This window comes from Halorubrum rarum (assembly GCF_048380895.1).
Classification (GTDB): Archaea; Halobacteriota; Halobacteria; order Halobacteriales; family Haloferacaceae; genus Halorubrum.
Genome location: NZ_JBLWMN010000007.1, coordinates 34,565 through 55,626 on the forward strand (window position 1 = coordinate 34,565; position 21,062 = coordinate 55,626).

General features: G+C 68.1%; 17 protein-coding genes and 1 pseudogene. 14 read left to right on the forward strand and 4 right to left on the reverse strand.

Going from position 1 to position 21,062, the window contains the following annotated elements; all coding sequences use genetic code 11:
- Positions 1 to 70: 70 nt before the first annotated feature.
- From ACNSN7_RS07430 to ACNSN7_RS07440, 3 genes and pseudogenes are all read right to left on the reverse strand, one after another.
- Positions 71 to 505, reverse strand: a complete 435-nt coding sequence (locus ACNSN7_RS07430; protein ID WP_418281643.1) for a DUF8055 family protein — start codon at positions 503 to 505, stop codon at positions 71 to 73.
- Positions 502 to 2,163 (reverse strand): annotated as a pseudogene (locus ACNSN7_RS07435) (FAD-dependent monooxygenase); the annotation flags it as partial. The pseudogene ACNSN7_RS07435 and the gene ACNSN7_RS07430, both read right to left, overlap by 4 nt.
- A 1,657-nt stretch (positions 2,164 to 3,820) precedes the next feature.
- Positions 3,821 to 4,696: an electron transfer flavoprotein subunit beta/FixA family protein gene (locus ACNSN7_RS07440; protein WP_418281644.1), complete on the reverse strand. Its 876-nt coding sequence runs from the start codon at positions 4,694 to 4,696 to the stop codon at positions 3,821 to 3,823.
- 131 nt (positions 4,697 to 4,827) lie between these two features.
- Here ACNSN7_RS07440 and ACNSN7_RS07445 point away from each other — a divergent pair, with 131 nt between their 5' ends.
- From ACNSN7_RS07445 to ACNSN7_RS07465, 5 genes are all read left to right on the forward strand, one after another.
- Positions 4,828 to 5,211 (forward strand): DUF7971 family protein, encoded by a 384-nt coding sequence (locus ACNSN7_RS07445; protein WP_418281645.1) that lies wholly within the window; start codon positions 4,828 to 4,830, stop codon positions 5,209 to 5,211.
- 65 nt (positions 5,212 to 5,276) lie between these two features.
- Positions 5,277 to 5,558 carry a ubiquitin-like small modifier protein 1 gene (locus ACNSN7_RS07450; RefSeq protein ID WP_418281646.1) on the forward strand — a complete coding sequence of 94 codons (282 nt, stop codon included), beginning with the start codon at positions 5,277 to 5,279 and terminating at the stop codon, positions 5,556 to 5,558.
- The gene (locus ACNSN7_RS07455; protein ID WP_418281647.1) at positions 5,555 to 5,866 is read left to right on the forward strand and encodes a MoaD-like domain-containing protein; all 312 of its coding nucleotides are present in this window, start codon (positions 5,555 to 5,557) and stop codon (positions 5,864 to 5,866) included. The genes ACNSN7_RS07450 and ACNSN7_RS07455 overlap by 4 nt, the downstream gene beginning before the upstream one ends.
- Positions 5,866 to 6,384, forward strand: coding sequence for a DUF8048 family protein (locus ACNSN7_RS07460; RefSeq protein ID WP_418281648.1), 519 nt, complete (start codon positions 5,866 to 5,868; stop codon positions 6,382 to 6,384). Before ACNSN7_RS07455 ends, ACNSN7_RS07460 begins: the two co-directional genes overlap by 1 nt.
- A gap of 99 nt (positions 6,385 to 6,483) precedes the next feature.
- Entirely contained in the window at positions 6,484 to 7,251 is a 768-nt protein-coding gene (locus tag ACNSN7_RS07465; RefSeq protein WP_418281649.1) for a fumarylacetoacetate hydrolase family protein, read from the forward strand.
- Here ACNSN7_RS07465 and ACNSN7_RS07470 read toward each other — a convergent pair.
- Positions 7,236 to 8,135 carry an ATP-grasp domain-containing protein gene (locus ACNSN7_RS07470; protein ID WP_418281650.1) on the reverse strand — a complete coding sequence of 300 codons (900 nt, stop codon included), beginning with the start codon at positions 8,133 to 8,135 and terminating at the stop codon, positions 7,236 to 7,238. The two genes, ACNSN7_RS07465 and ACNSN7_RS07470, sit on opposite strands and share 16 nt — an antisense overlap.
- Before the next feature lie 371 nt (positions 8,136 to 8,506).
- Between ACNSN7_RS07470 and ACNSN7_RS07475 the strand changes: the two genes are divergently transcribed.
- The 9 genes from ACNSN7_RS07475 (at position 8,507) to ACNSN7_RS07515 (ending at position 20,909) form a co-directional block, all read left to right on the forward strand.
- Positions 8,507 to 10,582, forward strand: coding sequence for a PrkA family serine protein kinase (locus ACNSN7_RS07475; protein WP_418281651.1), 2,076 nt, complete (start codon positions 8,507 to 8,509; stop codon positions 10,580 to 10,582).
- Entirely contained in the window at positions 10,569 to 12,932 is a 2,364-nt protein-coding gene (locus tag ACNSN7_RS07480) for a kinase anchor protein (protein WP_418281652.1), read from the forward strand. Before ACNSN7_RS07475 ends, ACNSN7_RS07480 begins: the two co-directional genes overlap by 14 nt.
- Positions 12,932 to 14,320, forward strand: a complete 1,389-nt coding sequence (locus tag ACNSN7_RS07485; RefSeq protein ID WP_418281653.1) for a DUF444 family protein — start codon at positions 12,932 to 12,934, stop codon at positions 14,318 to 14,320. The genes ACNSN7_RS07480 and ACNSN7_RS07485 overlap by 1 nt, the downstream gene beginning before the upstream one ends.
- On the forward strand, positions 14,317 to 16,368 hold the full coding sequence (locus tag ACNSN7_RS07490; protein WP_418281654.1) for a SpoVR family protein: 2,052 nt from the start codon (positions 14,317 to 14,319) through the stop codon (positions 16,366 to 16,368). Before ACNSN7_RS07485 ends, ACNSN7_RS07490 begins: the two co-directional genes overlap by 4 nt.
- Positions 16,369 to 16,458: 90 nt before the next feature.
- Positions 16,459 to 17,007 carry an NUDIX hydrolase gene (locus ACNSN7_RS07495; protein WP_418281655.1) on the forward strand — a complete coding sequence of 183 codons (549 nt, stop codon included), beginning with the start codon at positions 16,459 to 16,461 and terminating at the stop codon, positions 17,005 to 17,007.
- A gap of 42 nt (positions 17,008 to 17,049) precedes the next feature.
- On the forward strand, positions 17,050 to 18,060 hold the full coding sequence (locus tag ACNSN7_RS07500) for a CPBP family intramembrane glutamic endopeptidase (protein WP_418281656.1): 1,011 nt from the start codon (positions 17,050 to 17,052) through the stop codon (positions 18,058 to 18,060).
- A 202-nt stretch (positions 18,061 to 18,262) separates the two neighbouring features.
- Complete coding sequence (locus tag ACNSN7_RS07505) at positions 18,263 to 19,279, forward strand: ABC transporter substrate-binding protein (protein WP_418281657.1); 1,017 nt, start codon at positions 18,263 to 18,265, stop codon at positions 19,277 to 19,279.
- The gene (locus tag ACNSN7_RS07510; protein ID WP_418281658.1) at positions 19,279 to 20,082 is read left to right on the forward strand and encodes an ABC transporter permease; all 804 of its coding nucleotides are present in this window, start codon (positions 19,279 to 19,281) and stop codon (positions 20,080 to 20,082) included. The genes ACNSN7_RS07505 and ACNSN7_RS07510 overlap by 1 nt, the downstream gene beginning before the upstream one ends.
- The gene (locus tag ACNSN7_RS07515; protein WP_418281659.1) at positions 20,070 to 20,909 is read left to right on the forward strand and encodes an ABC transporter ATP-binding protein; all 840 of its coding nucleotides are present in this window, start codon (positions 20,070 to 20,072) and stop codon (positions 20,907 to 20,909) included. Before ACNSN7_RS07510 ends, ACNSN7_RS07515 begins: the two co-directional genes overlap by 13 nt.
- Positions 20,910 to 21,062: the final 153 nt, after the last annotated feature.

Here is a 21,062-nt window from a genome sequence, read left to right on the forward strand (position 1 = left end):
CTGGTACCACACACCAGTACATAAGGATTCTCCATAAACGAACATGAGAGAGTACGCGCGCTCGGTGAGACTAGGCTCGGTGCAGTCCGGTGAGAAGCGCCGCGACGTCGGTGATGTCGTGGGTGTCGATCAGGACGTTCGCCGCCTCTCGTACCGTCACGTCGGGATCGACGTCGACGCCGCGACAGCGGGCGTACACCGCGAGCCAGTCGCTGGTCGCCGCGTGAAGTCGTTTCATCTCGGTTTCGGAGAACCGTATCCACTCCCCGCCGGTTCGAGCCTCCACGTAGAGCGCGACGACCGGTCCGAGTCCGTCTCGGGCCGCGATCAACGCGGCGTCGTCGGGACTGGTCGCTTCCGTGCCGGCGATCACCGCGGTCTCCTCTCCGCTGTCGCGCTCGGGGATCGGTCCGTCCGCCGGAGCGTCACAGACGCGTTCCCGCGCGTCGCTCGCGGCCGCCGCGAGGTCGGCGATGCGCTCGGCGCGGTCGGTCGCGGTGGTCATCCCTGCTTGTACTCCACCCCTTTCCCGCCGGCTGGGTGTTCCCAGTCGGTGTCGGCGACGACTGCACACGTCCCGCACTCGACGCACGGCTGCGTGTCGAGACTGACGAGCCGTTTCTCGGAGCCGTTCGTCTCCACCGTCTCCTCGCGGTAACACCCGCCGCCGAAGTCCTTCGCACTGACGGGACACGCGGTTACCGCGGTGCCGCTCGCCTCGAAGCTGTTGTCGAGCAGTTCGATGTGCGGCTCCCCGACGTTGTAGGTGAGATCGCCGATCCGGTCGTCGAGCGCCGGCGGCTCGACGTCGTTGTCGGCCTCGACCTGCTCGCCGAGCACCTCCGCGATCCGCGTGGGAACGTCCACGTACGACGTACGCGTGTCGGGGACCATCCCGAGCAGCGTGGGGGAGTTGAACGCGCGCTCGGCGAGGCCGCCGAACGCCTTCAGGCCGGCCGACCCGATCGGCGAGCCGAGCACGGCGCTCCCGACCCTGTTCAGCGTCTCGTTCTCGGAGACCGCCCGCGTCGCGCGATAGCGCCGCGGACGGAGCTTGTCCATCACGCCCTCGTCGCGGAGTCGCGTCTCGTATATCTCTCCGGCCGCGGTCGGATCGCCGCGCGCTTTGGCGTCGGCGTACGCCTCCGCCGCGAGCCCGCCTGCGCTCACCGCGTGGTTCATCCCCTTGATGATCGGTCCCTGCGCCTGCATCTGGCCGGCCGCGTCGCCGACCAGCAGGAGCCGATCCCTGTGGGGCGACGGATGCGCCACCTTCTTGGAGTCCGGAACGAGCTTCGCGGCGTATTCCCGTTCCTCGTACTCGCCCTGTAGCCACTGGTCGAGCAGGGGGTGCGTGAGAAGCCCGTCGAGCAGCTCTTGGGGCTCCGCCTCCTCGGCAGCCAGCGAGTCGAGGTGGAACACCGTCCCGATCGACAGCGAGTCCTCGTTCGTGTACAGGAAGCCGCCGCCGCGGACCCCATCGAACAGGTCACCGGAGAAGAGGTGTGCGGCCCCTTCGTCGTCGTCGATCCCGAACCGCTCGTTGATCGCCGCCGGCTCCATCTCCACGACCGCCTTGACGCCCTGGAACCAGTGTTCGGGCTCGTCCCAGTTCATCAGTCCGGCGTCGCGGGCGAGCTCGGAGTTGACGCCGTCGGCCGCGATTATCACGTCCGCGGTGATCGGATCGAGCTCATCACAGGTGACGCCGACGATCTCGCCGTTCTCGCGGAGCAGTCCGTTGACGCGGACCTCCGTGAGCAGCCCGCCGCCGGTCTCGCGTGTCATCTCGTGGACGCGCTCGGCGAGCCACGAGTCCATGCGGCGGCGGAGCACCGAGTCACACCACTCCGTATCGTGGTTGTGGACGTCGTGTAGATCGAACGTCTTCACGTCGCGGCCGGCGACGTTGTGGATGAACGAGTCGCCGACGGGGCGCTCGGAGGCGGCATCGCGGAATCCGGGGAAAAGCGAGTCGATCGTGTACGGCGCGGACTCCTCCGCGTAGATCAGCCCGCCGGAGACGTTCTTCGAGCCGGCGTCGACGCCCCGTTCCAGTACGAGCGTTTCGACGCCCTGCCGTGCCAATGCCGCCGCCGCTGCCGCGCCGCCGGGACCGGCCCCGACGACGAGCGCCTCGTAGTGTTCGTAGTCGTCAGTCATCGTGTTCCTCCGTCGGTCGCCGCCGCGAGTTCACCGCGCTCTACCGCTTCGATCACCGTCGGAAGCACCTCGAACAGGTCGCCCTCGATGAAGTAGTCCGAGAAGTCCCGGATGTCCGCGTCCGGGTCCTCGTTGATCGCGATGATCGTGTCGGAGTCGTCCATTCCGACCTTGTGCTGGACCGCGCCGGAGATGCCGGCCGCGATGTATATGTCCGGCTCGACGACCTGCCCGGACTCGCCGATCTGCCGCTCCTCGGCGACGTAGTCGTCGACGTGACCGGCGAACTCGTACGACGCCGTGATCACGCCGCGAGAGAGCCCAAGCGCCGCGTCGTCGAACGCGTTGACCAGTTCGACGCCGAGCTCGATTCCCCTCGTGGGGTCCGCTCCGATCCCGCGGCCGAGCGCGACGATCACGTCGTGACCGGTGAGATCGATCCCCTCCTCCAGTTGGTCGTGCTCGACGATATCGACGTGGAACCACTCGTCCGGGAGTTCGACGTCGTGTTCGACGAGCTCGCCCTCACGCTCCGGGTTCGGCTCGGGGAGATCGAACGCGCCGGGGATGACGCTCGCGCCCTGCGGGTGGAAGTCGCGGTGCGGCTTGTCGATACAGAGGATGGTGGAGTACTCGAACCCGGAGAAGTCGGGTCGTGGCATGTGGAGAACGCGATCGAACTCGACGCTGTCGCCCGGCTTCCCGGTTTTGGCGGGGTTGGAGATCATCGCCTCGTCGATGTACAGGTCCGAGCAGTCGGAGGCGAGCCCGGAGTCGAGCTCGCCCTGGACGAGCGCGGAGAGGTCGCGGCCGTTGTGCGTCGCCGGGAACACGGTGTACCGCGGCTCGTGGTAGTCGCGCCAATCGGCCTCGAAGTCGCGACACATCAGGGCGAAGATCTCCGTGTACGGCTTGTGCCGGAACCGTTCGAGTCGCTCGTCGTCGTGGTAGACGACGCGATCGGCTCCGTACGCGATCGCGTCCGCCGCGGGATCGGCGACGTCGTTCCCGATGACGACTGCGATGACCTCCTCGGGGGTTCCCTCCTCGTCGCCGCCGTACCCCTCCTCGGAGTTGTACTCGTCCATCAGCTCGCGGGCCTTGCCGAGCATCTCCTTGGAGACGTCGATCAGCTCCCCCTGCTGGGTCTCACAGTACACCCACATGTCGCGGTACGTCTCGCCGGTGACGCCCTCGACGTACTGCTTGTCGGCGGTCGGATGGTCGAGGTCCGGATGCTTCTCTTCGGGCGGGACGTACTCGATCTCGGCGTCGCCGTCCTCCGATTTGCTGCCCTCGATCGCCTCGATCCGGTTCTCGATCTGGGTGATCGCGCCCGATCGCTCCTGCCCCTCGCGTTCGCGTTCGAGCAGGTTCTCGAGGGTCGCCACGTCGTCGACGTCCCGGACCATGTTGGCGACGTCGGCGACCGTGAGCTCCGCGAGGTCGACCGACTCCGGATCGGTGTCGTCGCCGCCCGCTGCCTCGGCTTCAAGGGTCTCGATCCGGCTCTCGATCAGCGTTTTCACCGGCGCTCTGTCCTCGCCGTCGGCCTCCAGTTCCAGCATCGCTTCCAACTCGTCGACGTCGTCGATGCCGTTCACTTTCGGACCGAGGTCGGCGATCTCGTGGTCGGTGGGGTCGATCTCCGGCATCGTCAGTCACCCCCCGCGAACGGCTGAAGCTCCTCGACGATCGACTCCATCCCCGCGTCGTCGTCCGGCGAGACGTGCGTCGCGTCGCGCTCGGCGGGGCCCTTCGGGATCGGGTCGACGCCCGCGACGATCGTCGGCGAGCCGTCGAGTCCGATGAAGTCCGGATCGAGGTTGAGGTCCTCGTGGTTCCACACCGTGAGCACCTCCTCGTGGTTCTGGGCGCGCTCTTTTGTTTCCTCGCGGAGGTCCTTGTATCGGAGCCGATGGTCGGCCTTCCGGTAGTTCGGCTCGAACTCCGGATCGGCGACGACGAACGCCGGGAGTTCCGTCTCGACGGTCTCGATCTCTGAGATGTCGCCCTCGACGAGTCGCTTGGCACGGAGGGTTCCCGCGTCGGGGTCGACGTCGAGCGAGATGACGTGGGTGACGAGCGGTCGGTCCACCAGATCGTCGTTCATGTGGTGACACCAGTTCGTCTGCGGGCCCGTGTGACCGGTCTCCCCGTCGGCGGTTTTGAAGCCGGCGATGATCAGGTCCGGCTCCTCGTCGAACTGCGAGAGCCCGGTCGTGACCGTCATCGCGGTCGCCCACGTGTCCGCGGCGGCCATCTCCCTGTCGGAGAGCAGGTAGAGGTCGTCGGCGTACACGTCCTCCATTCCCTCTTTCAAGACGTCCTTGTACCCCGGCGGACCCATGCTCATCAGCGAGACGGTCCCGCCGTGCCGGACCTTCTGCTGGAGCGCCGCCTTCAGGGCGAGTTCGTCGTTCGGGTTCATCACGGTCGGCGTCTTCCCGCGCTCCAGGTGACCGTCCTCGTCGAACGACACCTTCCCTTCGCGAAAGTCGGGAACGCCTTTCGTCAGCACGACTGTGTGCATTGATATCTCACTGTATTTCTGGTTACGTCGGTTCCTAATAGTTGTTTGTGTAGTAGCCGCGTCGGCGAACGCGCGCCGCGGTGGTCGGCGAGTGAGGTGGCTTTTTTGCCCCTCCGATCCACCGTCCGCGTATGCCCGAGATATCGCTCGGCGTGCCGAAGGGCGTCGTCGAGTCGCTGCCCGAGGAGGACGGAACCGCCGAACGCGACATGCGCCGCGCGATCGCCGGGATCCAGTCACGATTGAACGAGGAGATCGAGGGGTCAGGCCCGGAGGAGGCGGCAGCGGTGGTCGTCGACGCCGTCGAGCGGATGGAAGCGCAGGCGAGCACGTACCACGAGTTCGTCCCCGAACTGCGCGCGTGGGGACAGTCGCCCATCTACGCGATCGCGTGGCGGAACCTCTACATCGAGCTGATCGGCCAGCTGTACGAACACGAGTGGCTCGCCGACGACCTCGACCGCGAGCGCAACTTCCGCATCGTCGAGGACGGGATCCGGCTGTCCGACATCTAGGCCCCGCTCGAACGTCGACCGCCGCTGTCGCCCGTTTTTAAGGTCCCCCGTCCCGACCCTCGGGTATGGAACTGGAGTTGCGATTCTTCGCGACGTTTCGGGAGGCGGTCGGCGGGAAGACGGTCGCGTACGAGACATCGGACGACTCGACGGTCGGCGACGTCCTCCGTGCGCTCGAAGCGGAGCACGACGGGCTCGCCGGCAACCTGATCGTCGACGGCGAGCTGGCACCCCAGATCAACGTGCTGAAGAACGGTCGCGAGGTGTTACACATGGACGGACTCGACACCGACCTCGACGACGGCGACAGACTCTCGGTCTTCCCGCCGGTCGCGGGCGGCGCATGACCGACGTGGCCCCCCCGCCGATCGAGGAGGGGTGGGTGCGCGAGGAACGGGCGTACCGAGGGATCTCGCGGCGACTCGCGGCACACTACCTGCGGAACCTCGGCGGCGAGCTCGTCGACGCCGACGAGCCCGCCGAGGCGACCCGCGTCGACGGCGACGGGTGGCGCACGACGCTCCGCGCAGAGAAGGTGAACGTCGCCGGCTCGATCATCCTCACGGAGGTGACGGTGTCGTTCGCGGGTGCACCCGCCGTCCTCGCCGAGCTGATCCCGAGCTTCAAACAGAAGGCGATGCGTGCCGGCGGGTGATGGACCGGGACACGGACGGTACGGCGGACGGCGAGACGAGCGAGGAGACGCCCGATGGGACGGGACCGGACGGGGACCGCGGATCCGACCACCCGATCGACGGCACGGCGTTTCTCAAAGCCGCCGCGCTCGCCAGCGTGCCCGCCGACCGACTCCCGGACCTGTTAAACCGCGTGCAGGCGGAGCTCGGCCCCCGTATCGACGAGTATCGACGACGGTACGAACGGGTGGCGGCGGAACGGGACCGGGAGACGTTCCTCGTCGAGCCCGACCACTGGGCGGCCATCGGCGAGCGACTCGGCTTCTCGGAGCGCGAGCGGGCCGCCGTGACTCGCGCACACGAGGCGGCCGTCGAGCGTGCCGGGTCGGCGGACGACCGCCGCCAGGAGTTCGACACCGCCCTCGAGATCCGGAGCGGCGTCGTGATCGGGGTCAACGCCGATGTTGACGGGGAAATCGGCGGTGATGGGGAAGTCGACAGTGATGGGGACGGAAAAGCCGCCCGCGACGGTGCGTGAGCCGTGACTCCCCTGACCTTCCCGTCTCCCTTTTGAACCCTCCCCTGACTCCGGTGCCTCTTTCGATGCGCTTTTGCGCCCGCCCCGGGAGCGTGACTCATGCGACTCGCTCGCTTGCTGACCCCCGACGGCCCGGTGGCCGGACGCTACGAGGACGGAACGATCGTCGCCGAGGACGGCCGCTACGAGGTCGGTCGCGACGGGCGACTCCTGCCGCCGTGTGACCCGACTGCGCTGTACTGCGTCGGACGGAACTACGCCGAGACGCTCGACCAGATGGAGTATGAGCGGCCCGAGGAGCCCGACTTCTTCATCAAGCCTCCCGCGAGCCTCCGTGCGCACGGCCAGCCGATCCGCTACCCCGACTGGACCGACGAGCTGACGTACGCCGGCGAGCTCGTCGCGGTGATGGACGAGCGCTGTCGGGACCTCGCTCCCGAGGAAGTGCCCGACGTCGTTCGCGGCTACACGATCCTCAACGACGTCGACGCGCTCGACCAGGGCGGACGGACCGCCCGGAAGGCGTTCGACGGCTCCGCGCCGCTCGGTCCGTGGATCGAGACCGACGTCGATCCGACGTCGCTCGACATCTCGACGACCGTCGCCGGCGAGCAGCGACAGGACGCCAACACCGAGCTAATGCTGTTCGGTCCTCACGAGATCGTCTCGTACCTCTCGGAGCGGTTCACCTTCGAGCCGGGCGACTGCGTCGCGTTCGGGAGCCCCGCGAACCCCGGACTCGTCGAGCCCGGCGACCGCGTCGAGATCACCTACGAGGGCGTCGGCACCCTGACGAACGACGTCGTCGCTTCGGACGAGGTCACCGTGCCGGACGACGCGTCGGACGGCGCTCACCCGTCCTCCTGACTCCCCGCGGTCCGCTTGATCAGCGCCGCCAGCCGATCGTAGAAGTCGGGGTCGTACTTCGTCGCGGCGTCGACGGTCGGGCGGGCGTTGGTCTCGGTGACGACGAGTCGGTCCTCCGTCGCCAGCAGGTCGACGCCGAGGTAGTCGATCCCGAGCGTCGCCGCGGTCCGCTCGGCGAGTAGCCGGGCGTCGTCATCGAGGTCGACGCCGCGGGCGACCGCGCCGCGGTGGACGTTGTGCTTCCAGCGCCCGTCCGCGAGCGCGTCGGCCGGCAGCTCCCGACGAACGCCCCCGGCGTACTCCCCGTCGACGACCATGGCGCGGTAGTCGCGCGCGTCCGGCAGGAACTCCTGTATCAGGTACGACTTGTCGCCGGTCGCGCGGTAGTCGTGGACCAAGTTCAGGTAGTCGACGATACCGAGCAGCGAGTCGATATCGACCGCCTTCGCGACGCCGACCCCGCGAGTCGTGGAGTTGGGCTTGACGACGACCGGAAACGAGAAGTCGTCGACCGCGTCGACGACGGTCGACTCCTCGACCGGGTTCGAGACCATCGTCGTCCGCGGGACGGGGAGGCCGGCCGCGTCGAGCGCGGCGAGGACCCCGCCCTTGTTGCGCGAGGTCACGACCGCGTCGCGGCCGTTCACCCACGATACCCCGAGGCGAGCGTCGAGCGCCGCACCCTCCATCAGCCGGGAGGGGTACACGAACCCGACGTCGAACTCGTCGGATCGATCCGTCGTGGCGGCGTCCCGCTCGCCGCCGGCGACCCGGATCGATCGCTGCTTCGATCGCAGGTGTCGGGCCTCGATCCCGCGGTCGGCGAGGGGGCCGCGGATCCGATCGAGCGTCTCGGCGTCGGTCGTCACGGCGAGCCGGCACATGGCTGCGAGTGAGCGCCTGACGCAGTAAAAGGCGACGGGGTCGCGCCGCCGCCGTCGATCCCACGGCGAGTATATAAACGCCGTCGTAAAGCTCAAACCTGATCCCGCTCGAACGTCGCTCTACCGTGCGATCCGGGGCGTTGATCGTGCGATCGTCGCCGACACACTTATGTGTGTGAATCCCTCCCACACATCTAGCCTCGGTTACGAGCCGAGACGACGACTGCCCGCCTGTTGGTTCCCGACGGTCCGTCGCCCGCGACGCCGACGGGGTGTACGAGTCGGTACGACGAGCCGTGCGTCCGTCGTGGTGTCGATCGCGGCGGATCCGGCCGGTCGGTCGTCGTGACTCGTCCGAGATCGGAGACACAATGACAGACAGACAAACGCTCGAACGACTCAGCGAGGAGTACCGCGAGGACGTCCCGGACGATCTGCGGGAGCCGCAGTCGTTCGACTGGTACCTCGATGCGCTGTACGACGACCCCCGGATCGCACGGAGCGCCCATCAACGCGTCGCGGACATGTTCGACCACTACGGCACGCGCTACGACGAGGAGCGCGGCGTCGTCGAGTACGCGCTCGCCGCGGACGACCCCCTCCACGGCGGCGAGAACGTGTTCTACGGACGCGAGATCCACGAGGCGATCCACGAGTTCGTTAACAAGCTGAAATCCGGCGCTCGAGGGCTCGGTCCCGAAAAGCGGATCAAGCTCCTCCTGGGCCCGGTCGGTTCCGGGAAGTCCCATTTCGACTGGCTCGTCCGCCGCTACTTCGAGGCGTACACGCGCGAGGCGGCCGGCCGAATGTACACGTTCCGGTGGGTCGACCTCTGCTCGGTGATCGACGACCAGGACCCGAGCGACGACGTCGTGCGCTCGCCGATGAACCAGGACCCGCTCGTGCTGCTCCCCCAGCCGCAGCGAGACGCCGTGATCGACGATCTCAACGACCGGCTGGACGCGCAGTACACCCTCCGCAACGACCAGCACCCCGATCCGGCCTCGGAGTTCTACCTGAACGAACTGCTGGCGCATTACGACGACGACCTGCGGACGGTGCTCGACGAACACGTCGAGATCGTGCGACTCGTCGCCGACGAGAACCGCCGCGAGTGCGTCGAGACGTTCGAGCCGAAGGACAAGAAAAACCAGGACGAAACGGAGCTCACCGGCGACGTCAACTACGCGAAACTCGCCGTCTACGGCGAGTCCGACCCGCGCGCGTTCGACTACGCCGGCGCGTTCTGTAACGCGAACCGGGGGCTGTTCTCCGGCGAGGAGCTCCTCAAGCTCCAGCGGGAGTTCCTCTACGACTTCCTGCACGCCTCACAGGAGTCGACGATCAAACCGAAGAACAACCCGCGGATCGACATCGACCAGGTGATCGTCGGTCGGACGAACATGCCGGAGTACAGAGAGAAGACGGGCGACGAGAAGATGGAGGCGTTCAACGACCGCACGAAGCGGATCGACTACCCGTACGTCTTGGAGTACGAGAGCGAGGCGCGGATCTACGAGAAGATGCTCGAGAACGCCGACGTCCCGAACGTCCACGTCGAGCCGCACACGCTGGAGACCGCCGGTCTGTTCGGCGTGCTCACCAGGATCGAAGCGCCCACCGACGAGACCGTGGACCTGCTCGACAAGGCGAAGGTGTACAACGGCGAACTGGAGGACGAGGAGATCGACGCCCGCAAGCTCCGCGAGGACGGCGAGGAGTCCGCCGACATCGGCGAGGGGATGGACGGCGTCTCCGCCCGCTTCATCGGCGACGAGATCGCCGAGGCGATCATGGACGCCACCCACCGCGACCGCGGCTACCTCTCGCCGCTGTCCGTGTTCGATCACTTCGAGGCGAACCTCGGCGGCCACGGCTCGATCGCCGCGGACGACCTCGATCGCTACGAGCGGCTGCTCGATATCGTTCGCGAGGAGTACCGCGAGCGCGCGATCGAGGACGTGCGCCACGCGTTAGCCTACGACGTCGACGAGCTGCGCCGACAGGGCGAGAAGTACATGGACCACGTGATGGCGTACATCGACGACGCCACCGTCGACGATGCGCTGACCGGTCGCGAGACGGAGCCCGACGAGACGTTCCTCCGCGCGGTCGAAGAACAGCTCGACGTCCCCTCGGACCGCAAGGACGACTTCAGACAGGAGGTGTCGAACTGGGTCTCGCGGCGCGCCCGCGAGGGGCGCGGCTTCGATCCGCAGGAGAACGACCGGCTCCGGCGCGCGCTCGAACGCAAGCTGTGGGAGGACAAGAAACACAACATCAACTTCTCGGCGCTCGTCTCGGCGACCGACCTCGACGACGAGGAGCGGAGCGCGTGGGTCGACGCCCTGGTCGACCGCGGCTACTCGCCGGACGGAGCCGCGGAAGTGCTCGAGTACGCGGGCGCGGCCGTCGCCCGCTCGGAGATGGAGGATGGCGGGACGTAACCGACCTCCGGACGGCGAGTCGTTCGTCGAGGCGGCCGACGAGGCGCTCCGGAGCGCGTACGAGCCGCCGATGAGCCTCGCGGCGTACGTCGATCACGTCCTCGAGAACCCGCTCGCAGCGGCGTCGAGCGCGCGGTACCTGCTCGCGGCCATCGAGTCGCGGGGAACGCGGACGGTCCGCGAGCGCGGCGAGCGACTGGACCGATACCGGTTCTTCGACGACCCGTTCAACGACGGCGAACACGCCGTGTTGGGCAACACGGCCGCGCTCAACGCGTTCGTCGACGACCTCCGCGCGGCCGCCGCGGGACGCGGCAACGACGAGAAGATCGCGTGGATCGACGGACCGACCGCGACCGGAAAGTCGGAGTTCAAACGCTGCCTGATAAACGGGCTCCGGGAGTTCTCGCGAACCGAGGCGGGGCGACGATACACGGTCGAGTGGAACGTCACGGGAACGGGGACGACCCGGTCGCTGTCGTACGGGAGCGGTGGCGACGCGGCGGCGTGGTACCGGAGTCCGGTGCAGAACCCGCCGCTGTCGGTGTTCCCGGCGGACGTTCGCGAACGCGTCGCGGATGCGATCGCGGACGGAACCGGCGAGTCGCGGCGCGCGATCGCGACCGACCTCGGACTCGATCCGTTCAGTCGCGAGGCGTACGACGCGCTCGAATCGACGTACAGGGACGAGGGCCGTCGGGACCCGTTCTCCGCGATCACCGATCGAGACCACCTGCGCGTGACCAGCTACGTCGTCGACGTCGGACGGGGAATCGGGGTGCTTCACGCCGAGGACGACGGGACGCCAAAGGAGCGGCTCGTCGGGTCGTGGATGAGCGGCATGGTTCGCGAACTCGACTCCCGCGGCCGGAAGAACCCGCAGGCGTTCAGCTACGACGGGGTGTGCTCGCAGGGGAACGGCGTCGCGACCGTCGTCGAGGACGCCAGCCAGCACGCAGACCTCCTCAGACGCCTCCTCAACGTTCCCGACGAGCGTCGGGTCAAACTCGACAAGGGGATCGGGATGGACGTCGACACGCAGCTGATCGTCGTCTCCAACCCGGACCTCGACGCCGAGCTCGACCGTCACACGGACCGCGAGAACGCGGATCCGCTCAAGGCGCTGAAGCGGCGGCTCTCCCGCCACGAGTTCCGGTATCTCACCGACCGACGGCTGGAGGCGGCGCTGCTCCGGCGGGAGATCGCGGGCGAGACGGACGTCCCCGAGGCGGACGATCCGGCCGCGGCGGATGAGCGGACCCGCGCACCCCTGACGATGGCGGTTCGCGACGAGGCCGGAGTCGAGCGGGAACGGGAGCTCGCGCCGCACGCGCTGAGCGCGGCCGCGCTGTACGCGGTCGTCACGCGACTCGACACCGACGAGCTCCCGCCCGACATCGATCTGCTGGAGAAGGCTCGACTGTACGAGGTCGGCGAGATCCGTCGCGGTGACGAGCACGTCTCCATCGACGACGTCTGCGTCGGCGACGGGGACGCGGACGGACGGACCGGGATCCCGGTGACGTACACCCGCGACGTCATCGCGGACCTGTTGAGCGCCGACGCCGACCGGAGCCATTCGGAGATCCCGGTCGAGCGCGTCGTCACTCCCGACGACGTCCTCACCGCGATGGCCGACGGGCTCACGGACGCGCCAGTGTTCTCTCGAGCGGAGGTCGCCGAGTTCGAGAGTCGGTGCGCACCCGTCGCCGAGCGCGTCCGGGAGCACCAGCGCGCCGACGTGATCGACGCGGTGCTCGCGGCGGAGACCGTCTCGCCGGCGACCGTCCGCGACTACGTGGAACACGTGTACGCGTGGGACGCCGACGAGCCCGTCGAGACCGAGCGTGGGCCGACGGAGCCGGACGCGCTCGCGATGAAGGTGTTCGAGACGGAGGCGCTCGGTCGGTTCGACGACGGCGACTACTCCCGGACGAAGCCGAGCCGCGAGGTGGCGGAGTTCCGCCGAGACCGGGTTATCCGTGCGCTCACGCGCTACGCGTGGACGCACCGGGACGACGGGTTCAGCGTCGACGACGTCGACGTGAGCGAGATCCCGGAGCTCACGGCGGTTCTGGAGACGAACGAGCTCGCGGACGTGAAGCGGCGATTCCCCGAGCTGGACCCGCGCGAGTGGGCGGATCCCCCGGCGAACACCGAGACCGCACGCGTGAAGACGGCGACGATCGACCGCCTGATCGACCACGGATACAGCCGTGCGTCGGCCGAGCTGACGAGCCGCGCCGTGATGCGCGACGCCCGCGAGGAGTGGGACGAACTGGACGACGACGGCGGTGGCGGGAACGGAACGGGCCACGGAACCGCGTCGGGAAACGGCGGTGATCGCTGATGGGGCTGCCAGCGGACCGCAAGCGGTTCCGCGAGGTCGGCGAGGCCAGACGCGAGGACCTCGCGGAGTTCATCAGTCATGGGGACCTCGGCGGCTCCGCGCCGGACCGGGTTCGGATCCCGATCAAGATCGTCGACCTGCCGGAGTTCGTCTACAATCGCCGAGACGCCGGCGGCGTCGGGCGGGGCGATGGCGGCCAGCCACAGCCCGGCCAGCCGGTCGACCCGCAGCCGGGAGACGGCGACGATGCGGGCGACCCCGGCGAGGAGGGCGGCGACCACGAGTACTACGAGATGGATCCCGAGGAGTTCGCCGCGGAGCTCGACGAGGCGCTCGGGCTCGACCTCGAACCGAAGGGGAAGCGGGTTATCGAGGAGGTCGAAGGGGAGTTCACCGACACCGCTCGCGCCGGCCCGAAGGGGACGCTCGACGTCGACGAGTTCTTCAAACGCGGGCTGAAGCGCCATCTCGCGACCGACTTCGACGACGAATACGTCCGCGAGGGGCTGTACGTCGACGGTGCCGGCGTCGACGAGGTGTTCGCGTGGGCCCGTGAGGGGTCGATCCCGGTCTCCCGCGCGTGGATCGCCGACGCGGCCGCCGACGTCGAGACCGAACTCGGCGCGCCGGTCGAGACGGCGAGCCGGTGGGAGAGCTTTGCGGTGCTCGAAGCGACCGTCGACCGCGAGCCCGTTCACGTCCGTATCCGGCGGGAGGGACTCGACATGATCCCGTTCCGGCGCGAGGACGAGCGCTTCCGACATCCGGAAGTCATCGAGAAGCGGGAACGAAACGTCGTCGTGATCAACGTCCGGGACGCCTCCGGCTCGATGCGGGAGACGAAACGCGAACTCGTCGAGCGGGTGTTCACCCCAATGGACTGGTACCTGACGGGGAAGTACGACGCCGCGGAGTTCCACTACGTCGTTCACGACGCGGAGGCGTGGGAGGTCGACCGCGAGGAGTTCTTCGGGATCCAGTCGGGCGGCGGGACGAAGATATCCAGCGCCTACGAGCTCGTCGCGGAGATCCTCGAGGGGTACCCCTTCTCGGAGTGGAACCGATACGTGTTCGCCGCGGGCGACTCCGAGAACTCCGGGAGCGACACGACGGAGGGTGTCATCCCGCTGATGGAGTCGATCGACGCCAACCTCCACGCGTACGTGGAGACCCAGCCGGGCGGCACCGCGCCGAACGCGCGCCACGCCGACGAGCTCGAGCGCGCGCTCGGCGACGCGCCGAACGTCGCCGTCGCCCGCGTCGAGCGACCGTCGGACGTCACCGACGCCATCTACGAGATACTGAGCACGGAGTCGGCGGCCGACTCCGGCGGTATGGCCAGAGGCGACCGGAGCGGAACGGACGACGACGGGGGTATGAAACCATGAGAGACGACAGGATCGAGGCGAAACGGGAGGCTGAGACGTTGGCGGAGCCGGCACGTGAAGCGCGGGCCCTCGCGGAGCGGCTCGGGCTGGAACCGTACCCGGTCCGCTACTGGGTCGTCGACCACGACGAGATGAACGAGCTCATCGCTTACGAGGGGTTCCAGCGGCGCTACCCCCACTGGCGGTGGGGGATGAACTACGAGCGTCAGCGGAAGACGGACCGCCACGGGCTCGGGAAGGCGTTCGAGATCGTCAACAACGACGACCCGAGTCACGCGTTCCTTCAGGAGTCGAACACGACGGCGGACGGGAAGGCCGTGATCACTCACGTCGAGGCACACGCGGACTTCTTCGCGAACAACCGGTGGTTCGGGCTGTACGCCGACCGCGGCGCGGACGGACCGAACGCCGCGGCGCGGCTGGAGCGCAACGCCGACCGGCTGTCGGCGATCGCGAGTCGTTCCGACGTCGACCGCGACGAGGTCGAACGCCTGATCGACGCCGTGAGCTCGCTGTCGGACACCATCGACCAGTACAGCCCGGTCGACGCTGCTCGAGACGGGGACGCCGCCGATCCCGGAACCGATGCCTCTCGGGACGATCCGGCGGCGGAGCTGCGGGCGCGCGTCGACGAACTCGACCTCTCCGAGGCGATCCGACGCGACGTGTTCGACGACGACTGGCTCGCGGAGCTGGACGATGGGGTCGACCCCGACGAGCCGCGACCGGACGTGCTCGCGTTCCTGCGGGACCACGGGAAGCGGTACGATCCCGACACCGGCAAGGCGGTCGACCGCGAACCGTGGGAGACGACCGTCATCGACGCGATCCGCGAGGAGGCGTACTACTTCGCCGGCCAGAAGTCGACGAAGGTGCTCAACGAGGGATGGGCAACGTATTGGGAGTCCGTTATGATGGGCGGAGAGGGGTTCGCCGGTCCGGACGAGTTCGTCACTTACGCTGACCACATGGCGCGGGTGCTCGGCTCGCCCGGACTCAACCCGTACAAGCTCGGCTTCGAGCTGTGGACGCACGTCGAGCGGCGCGCGGCCCGGCGAGACGTCATCGACAGGCTGCTCCGCGTCGAGGGGGTTACGCCCGAGAGCTTCCACTCGCGGATCGACCTCGACGCCGTCGCGGCGGCGCTCGCACCGCACCCGGCCATCGCGGGCGCGGGTCCCGAGACGCTGGACGAGCTGGCCGAGCTCGCGGGCGAGGACGACCCGCGCGTCGATTCGGAGACGGTCGACCGCGCACTCTCCGTCCGCGACGGCGACCTCGACCCGGAGGAGGGACCCGACATCGAGCGCTACCCGTGGAAGCTGCTCACCTACGAGGGGCTCGCGGAGCGGCACTACGTCCTCGCCCGACCGGAACACCGCGGCGCGCTGCGGAGCGTCTCGCGGTCGACGCTGGCGGAGCGCGGACGGTACATGTTCGACGTCGACCGCTACGCGACCGTCGCGGAGGCGCTCGCCGACGTCGACCGTACCGCCGGCTGGGAGCGCATGTTCGAGATCCGCGAGAGCCACAACGACGTGACGTTCATCGACGAGTTCCTCACCGACGAGTTCGTCCGCGAGGGGAACTACTTCACGTACGAGTACAGCCACGCGTCGGAGGGGTTCCGCGTCGCCAGCGTCGACGCCGAGGACGTGAAACGGAAGCTCCTGCTCCGCTTTACGAACTTCGGGAAGCCGACGATCGTCGTCCTCGACGGCAACTTCCGGAACCGCGGCGAGCTCCTCTTGGGCCACCGGTACAACGGCGTCGCGCTCGATACGGAGCAGGCGAAAGCGACCCTCGAGCGCGTCTTCGAGCTGTGGGGCCGGCCGGTGAACCTCGCGACGATCCGCACGGAGTACACCGACGAGGAGATCCGTCGAGCGAAGCGGCGCGGTCGTGAGCCCGAGGGAACGGCGGTCGGCGTCCGTTTCCAGTACGACGGCGGCGAGACGACGGAACACGAACTCGACCCGGAGATCGAAGCGCGGATCGCGGCCGATGAGGTGGACTACGACACGAAACCGGACGAGTGGCTGGCGTGATGGTCGCTCCGGGAGCGGGCGGCGGCGTTCGACGTCCAACCGCCTCGACGGACCCGACAGACCCTTGTTTTCCGCGGGCGACGCGGGGACATGGATGACCTCGCATGGGAGACGACCGGGACGGGGATCGAGTACCGCTGTCCGGGGTTCGACGTGCGCCGCGACGACGTGCGGTTTCCGGGCGGAGCCGACGGAGAGTACCACTACGTGGACGAACCGCCCGCGGTCGTCGTGATGCCGTTCACGCCCGACGGCGACGTCGTCGTCATCGACGAGTGGCGACAGGCGGTCGGGCGCGTCAACCGGGGAGTTCCTGCGGGGACGGTCGAGCCGGCGGACGAAGCCGACCTCGAACGAGCGGCCGCCCGCGAACTCGCCGAGGAGACGGGCTATGCGGCGGACGCCTTCGAGCACCTGATCACGGTCGAACCGTCGAACGGAATCGCCAACACGGTCCATCACCACTTCGTCGCGACGGGCTGTACGCCGACCGCCGATCGGAACCTCGACCACAACGAGTCGATCGCGGTCGACGTCGTGGCGTACGACGACCTGCTCGCCGGCGTCGTCGACGGCCACCGCCGCGACGGCCGGACCGTCACCGCGGTGACCCAGTACGAACTCACTCGTCGGCAGTAGGACTCGATCTGGCCGAGAGCGGGTTCGCGGACGAACAACCCTATGAAACGGGAGCCCAAAGAGCCGGTGATGACCGACACCTCCAGCGGCGATGGGGACGACACCCCCGACGGCACGTCGCCGTCGGACGACGGGTTCGAGTATCCCCGCGATCCGAGCGACATCCGTGATCCCGACGCTCGGGGTTCCGACGACGTCAATGGTCCTCGCGACCCGACCGATCCTCGCGACCCGACCGATCCTCGCGACCCCGACGATCACGGATCGATCGACGGCGACTCCGACGAGACGCCGCTCGTCGCGATCGCGACCGCCGTCGGTCTCGGCGTTCTCGGGCCGCTCATCGCGTTCGTGGGTGGCGTCGGCGTGTTCGTCGTCGACATGGTGTTCGACCTCGGGCTCGTCGCGAGCCTGCTTCTCACCCTGTTCGTCGGCCAGTACGTCGCGTTCGCCGGGCTCGCAGTCGGGTATCTCGCGTGGCGCGGGTTCGACCGCTCCGGGATCGTCTCGTATCTCGGCGTCCGCCGCCCGAGCCTCACGGATCTCGGTGTCGTCGTCGTCGGCTGGGTCGTCATCATCACGTCAGTGATCGGCATCTCCGTCGTGATCCAGCTGATCGGAGTCGACACCGCGGCGAACCAGAGCGCGGAGCTCGCACTGGAGAACCCGGCTATCGTCCCGATTTTCATCGCCGCCTCGTTCCTCGTGATCGGTCCCTGTGAGGAGATCCTGTACCGCGGTGTCGTCCAGGGTCGGCTCCGCGAGTCGCTGCCGGCCGCTCCCTCCATCGTCATCGCCTCCGCCGTGTTCGCCGCCATCCACGTGATGGCGCTGACCGGCGGGATATCCGGCCGGCTCACGACCGTCGCCGTCCTCTTCTTCCCGAGTCTCGTGTTCGGAGCCGTCTACGAGTACACCGAGAACATCGTCGTCCCGTCGTTGCTCCACGGCCTCCATAACGCGGTCATCTTCACGCTGCTTTACGTCACCGTCACGTACGGCGACGAACTCGATGAGCTCGCTGCGGCAGGCACGATGCTGTTTCCCTTGTAGGTGCGATCTCCGCGTCGATCGCCGGATCCGCGGCCGTCGCAAGAGTTGCGGATACCTCGGAGATGATCAAAAGCGCATAGGCGGCGAGAACACGGGACGAAGCACCCCGTTTCCGGTGAATCGATACTGTCTCGTCGTCCTCGGTACGTTCGATGGTTACCCCTGGCGGCGGCGTATTAACCGTGAATCGTCTACCGATCGTATGTATACGAACGGTACATCGGCTTCCCGGCGTTCGTTTCTCGCGACGGCAGGCGGTGCGGCGACGGTCGGACTCGCCGGCTGTCTCGGCGGTGACGACGGTCTCGACGAGCTGACGGTCGCACACATGCCGATCTACCCCGACCTCCAGTGGTACGTCATGGAGGGAGAGGGGTACTTCTCGGACATCGACGCCGAGATCACCGGCGAGGAGTTCACCGACGGGCCCGCGATCGTGCAGGCGTTCGCGGGCGGGGACATCGACGTCGCCATGTTCGGGATCGTGCCCGCGATGATCGTCATCGACCGCGGACTCCCCGCACAGGTGACCGCGGCGAACATCCGCGAGCCGATGGGGATCATGGCCGAGGAGTCGTTCCACGCGACGTTCGAGGAGCACGGCGGCGAGGCGTTCTCGCGGTGGGCCGACGAGCACGGTCGGCCGTTCCGGTTCGGGACGTTCCCGCAGGGGAGCGTCCCGGACGTCCTCCTCCGCTTCTGGCTGGAGGACGTCGGCGTCGAGCCCGGCGAGGACGTCGAGATCCTCGAGATCAACGGCGCGAGCGCCGTCTGGCAGGCGATCGCCAACGGCGAGATCGACGGGACGTCGATCATGGAGCCGGTGCCGACGATCGCCGACGAGGAAGGGTCGTCGGTCAGGATGCTCCGGACGGCCGCGGAGATCCTCCCCGGTCAGCCCGCGGCGGTCACGCTGATGAGCGACGCGGTCCGCGACTCGCCGCTGGCCGGCCAGTTCGTCGAGCAGCACGTCCGGGCCACGGAGTTCATCGATACGAACCCCGACGACACCGCGGTCCACGTCGAGGAGGGAATCGGCATGCCGGCCGATCGAGCGCGGCGAGCCCTCGATTCCCCGCTCTCGAACTTCATCACCGACCCCAGCGAGATCCTCGACGCGACGCAGGTGTTCTCGGAGTTCGCGAACCGGAACGGCCAGATCGACGAGCAGCTCTCCACCGAGGAGATCTTCGACCTGTCGGTGTACGACTCCCTGTAATGGCCACCGAAACCGATCGACCCCTCGACGGGAGCGAGAACGCGGCGGTCCGGTCGGATCTCGACCCGACGCGAGCCGTTCGTGGCAGCGTCGGTCTGGTCGGGTTCGTCGTCGTCTGGCATCTCGTCTCGCTCACGCAGCCCACCTTCGTCCTCCCGTCGCCCGTCGCGGTCGCTCAGACGTTCGCCGCTGAGCTCGCGTCCGGCGAGATGACGACCGCGCTCGGCCAGAGCGTCCGCCACTGGATCCCGGGCACCGTCGTTGGGACGGCACTCGGCGTCGGATCGGGGATCGCTTTCGGGTGGAACCGAACGCTCGACGACGTGACCGCGCCGATCGTGCGTCTGTTGCGCCCGGTCCCGCCGCTCGCGCTCATCGGCTTCGCCATCGCGTGGTTCGGGATCAACCACGCCGGGGCGGCGTTCATCATCGCGGTCGGCGCGTTCTGGATCAACTTCTACGCCGCCTACGGCGCGGTTGAGGGCGTCTCCACGGATCTCCTCGACGTCGGTCGGACGCTCGGAGTCCGAACTGACATCGACATGCTCAGATCCGTCGTCGTTCCCGCCTCGCTCCCCGAAATCACGACGGGGATCCGGACCGGACTCGGGCGGTGCTGGATGCTCGTCGTCGCGGCCGAGATATTCGGTGTAGCCGGCGTCGGCCGACGCATCCTGCGTGCGAGCAACAACCTGTTGGTCGACGAAGTGATCGCGTACATCCTCGTGTTGAGTCTGATGTACCTCGTCGTCGACGTGGCGTTCCGCGCGGCCCAACGGAGGATGTTAGTGTGGCGGGCGTGAACGAGGGAACGATGGGAACGGACGACGCGTCGGCAACGGGCGACCGATCGTCGGCTTCCGATCCCGACGGCGGCCGTGCCGGCGTCGTCGTCGACGGCGTCGGGAAGACGTACGCCGGCGACGGCGATCCCGTTCGCGCGCTCGAAGGCGTGCGCTTCGCCGTCGACGACGGGGAGTTCGTCTGTCTCGTCGGCCCGTCCGGCTGCGGAAAGACCACCCTGTTCCGCGTCATCGCCGGACTGACCGACGCGACCGACGGGCGGGTGCTGTTGAACGACGCCCCGGTCACCGGTCCGACGACGGACATGGGCGTCGTCTTTCAGGACTACCACCTGTTCCCGTGGCTGACCGTCGCGGAGAACGTCGCGTTCGGGCTCGAGCGGACGGAGACGACCGACGCCGACCGCGCCGACCGGGTCGACGAGATGCTGGAGCTCGTCGGACTCGACGAGTTCCGCGACGCGTACCCGAAGTCGCTGTCGGGCGGAATGAAACAGCGGGTCGGCATCGCCAGAGCGCTCGCAGTCGACCCGCACCTCCTCCTGATGGACGAGCCGTTCGGCGCGGTCGACGCACAGACCCGCGAGATGCTCCAGCGGGAACTGCTCGACGTGTGGGCCTCGACCGGAAAGACCGTCCTGTTCGTCACCCACGACGTCTCGGAGGCGGTCACGCTCGCGGATCGAGTCGTCGTGATGGCCGCGGAGCCCGGTCGCGTCCGTGAGATCGTCGACGTCGACGTGGAGCGTCCCCGGCGGCGCGACGACCCGGCGTTCGGCGAGCACGTCGCGCGGGTCCGGGAACTGATCGGTGCGACACGACGCTGAACGCGCCGAGTCGGTACGGTTCGACAGATGAACGAGGCGGGTGTCTCGGCGCACCCCTCGAGACCGTTCACGTTCGGGTGCTCACACTCCGAGAGTCGAGACCGTTCACGTTCGGGTGCTCACACCCCGGGAGCGTTCCGTGTCGTTCGTCGA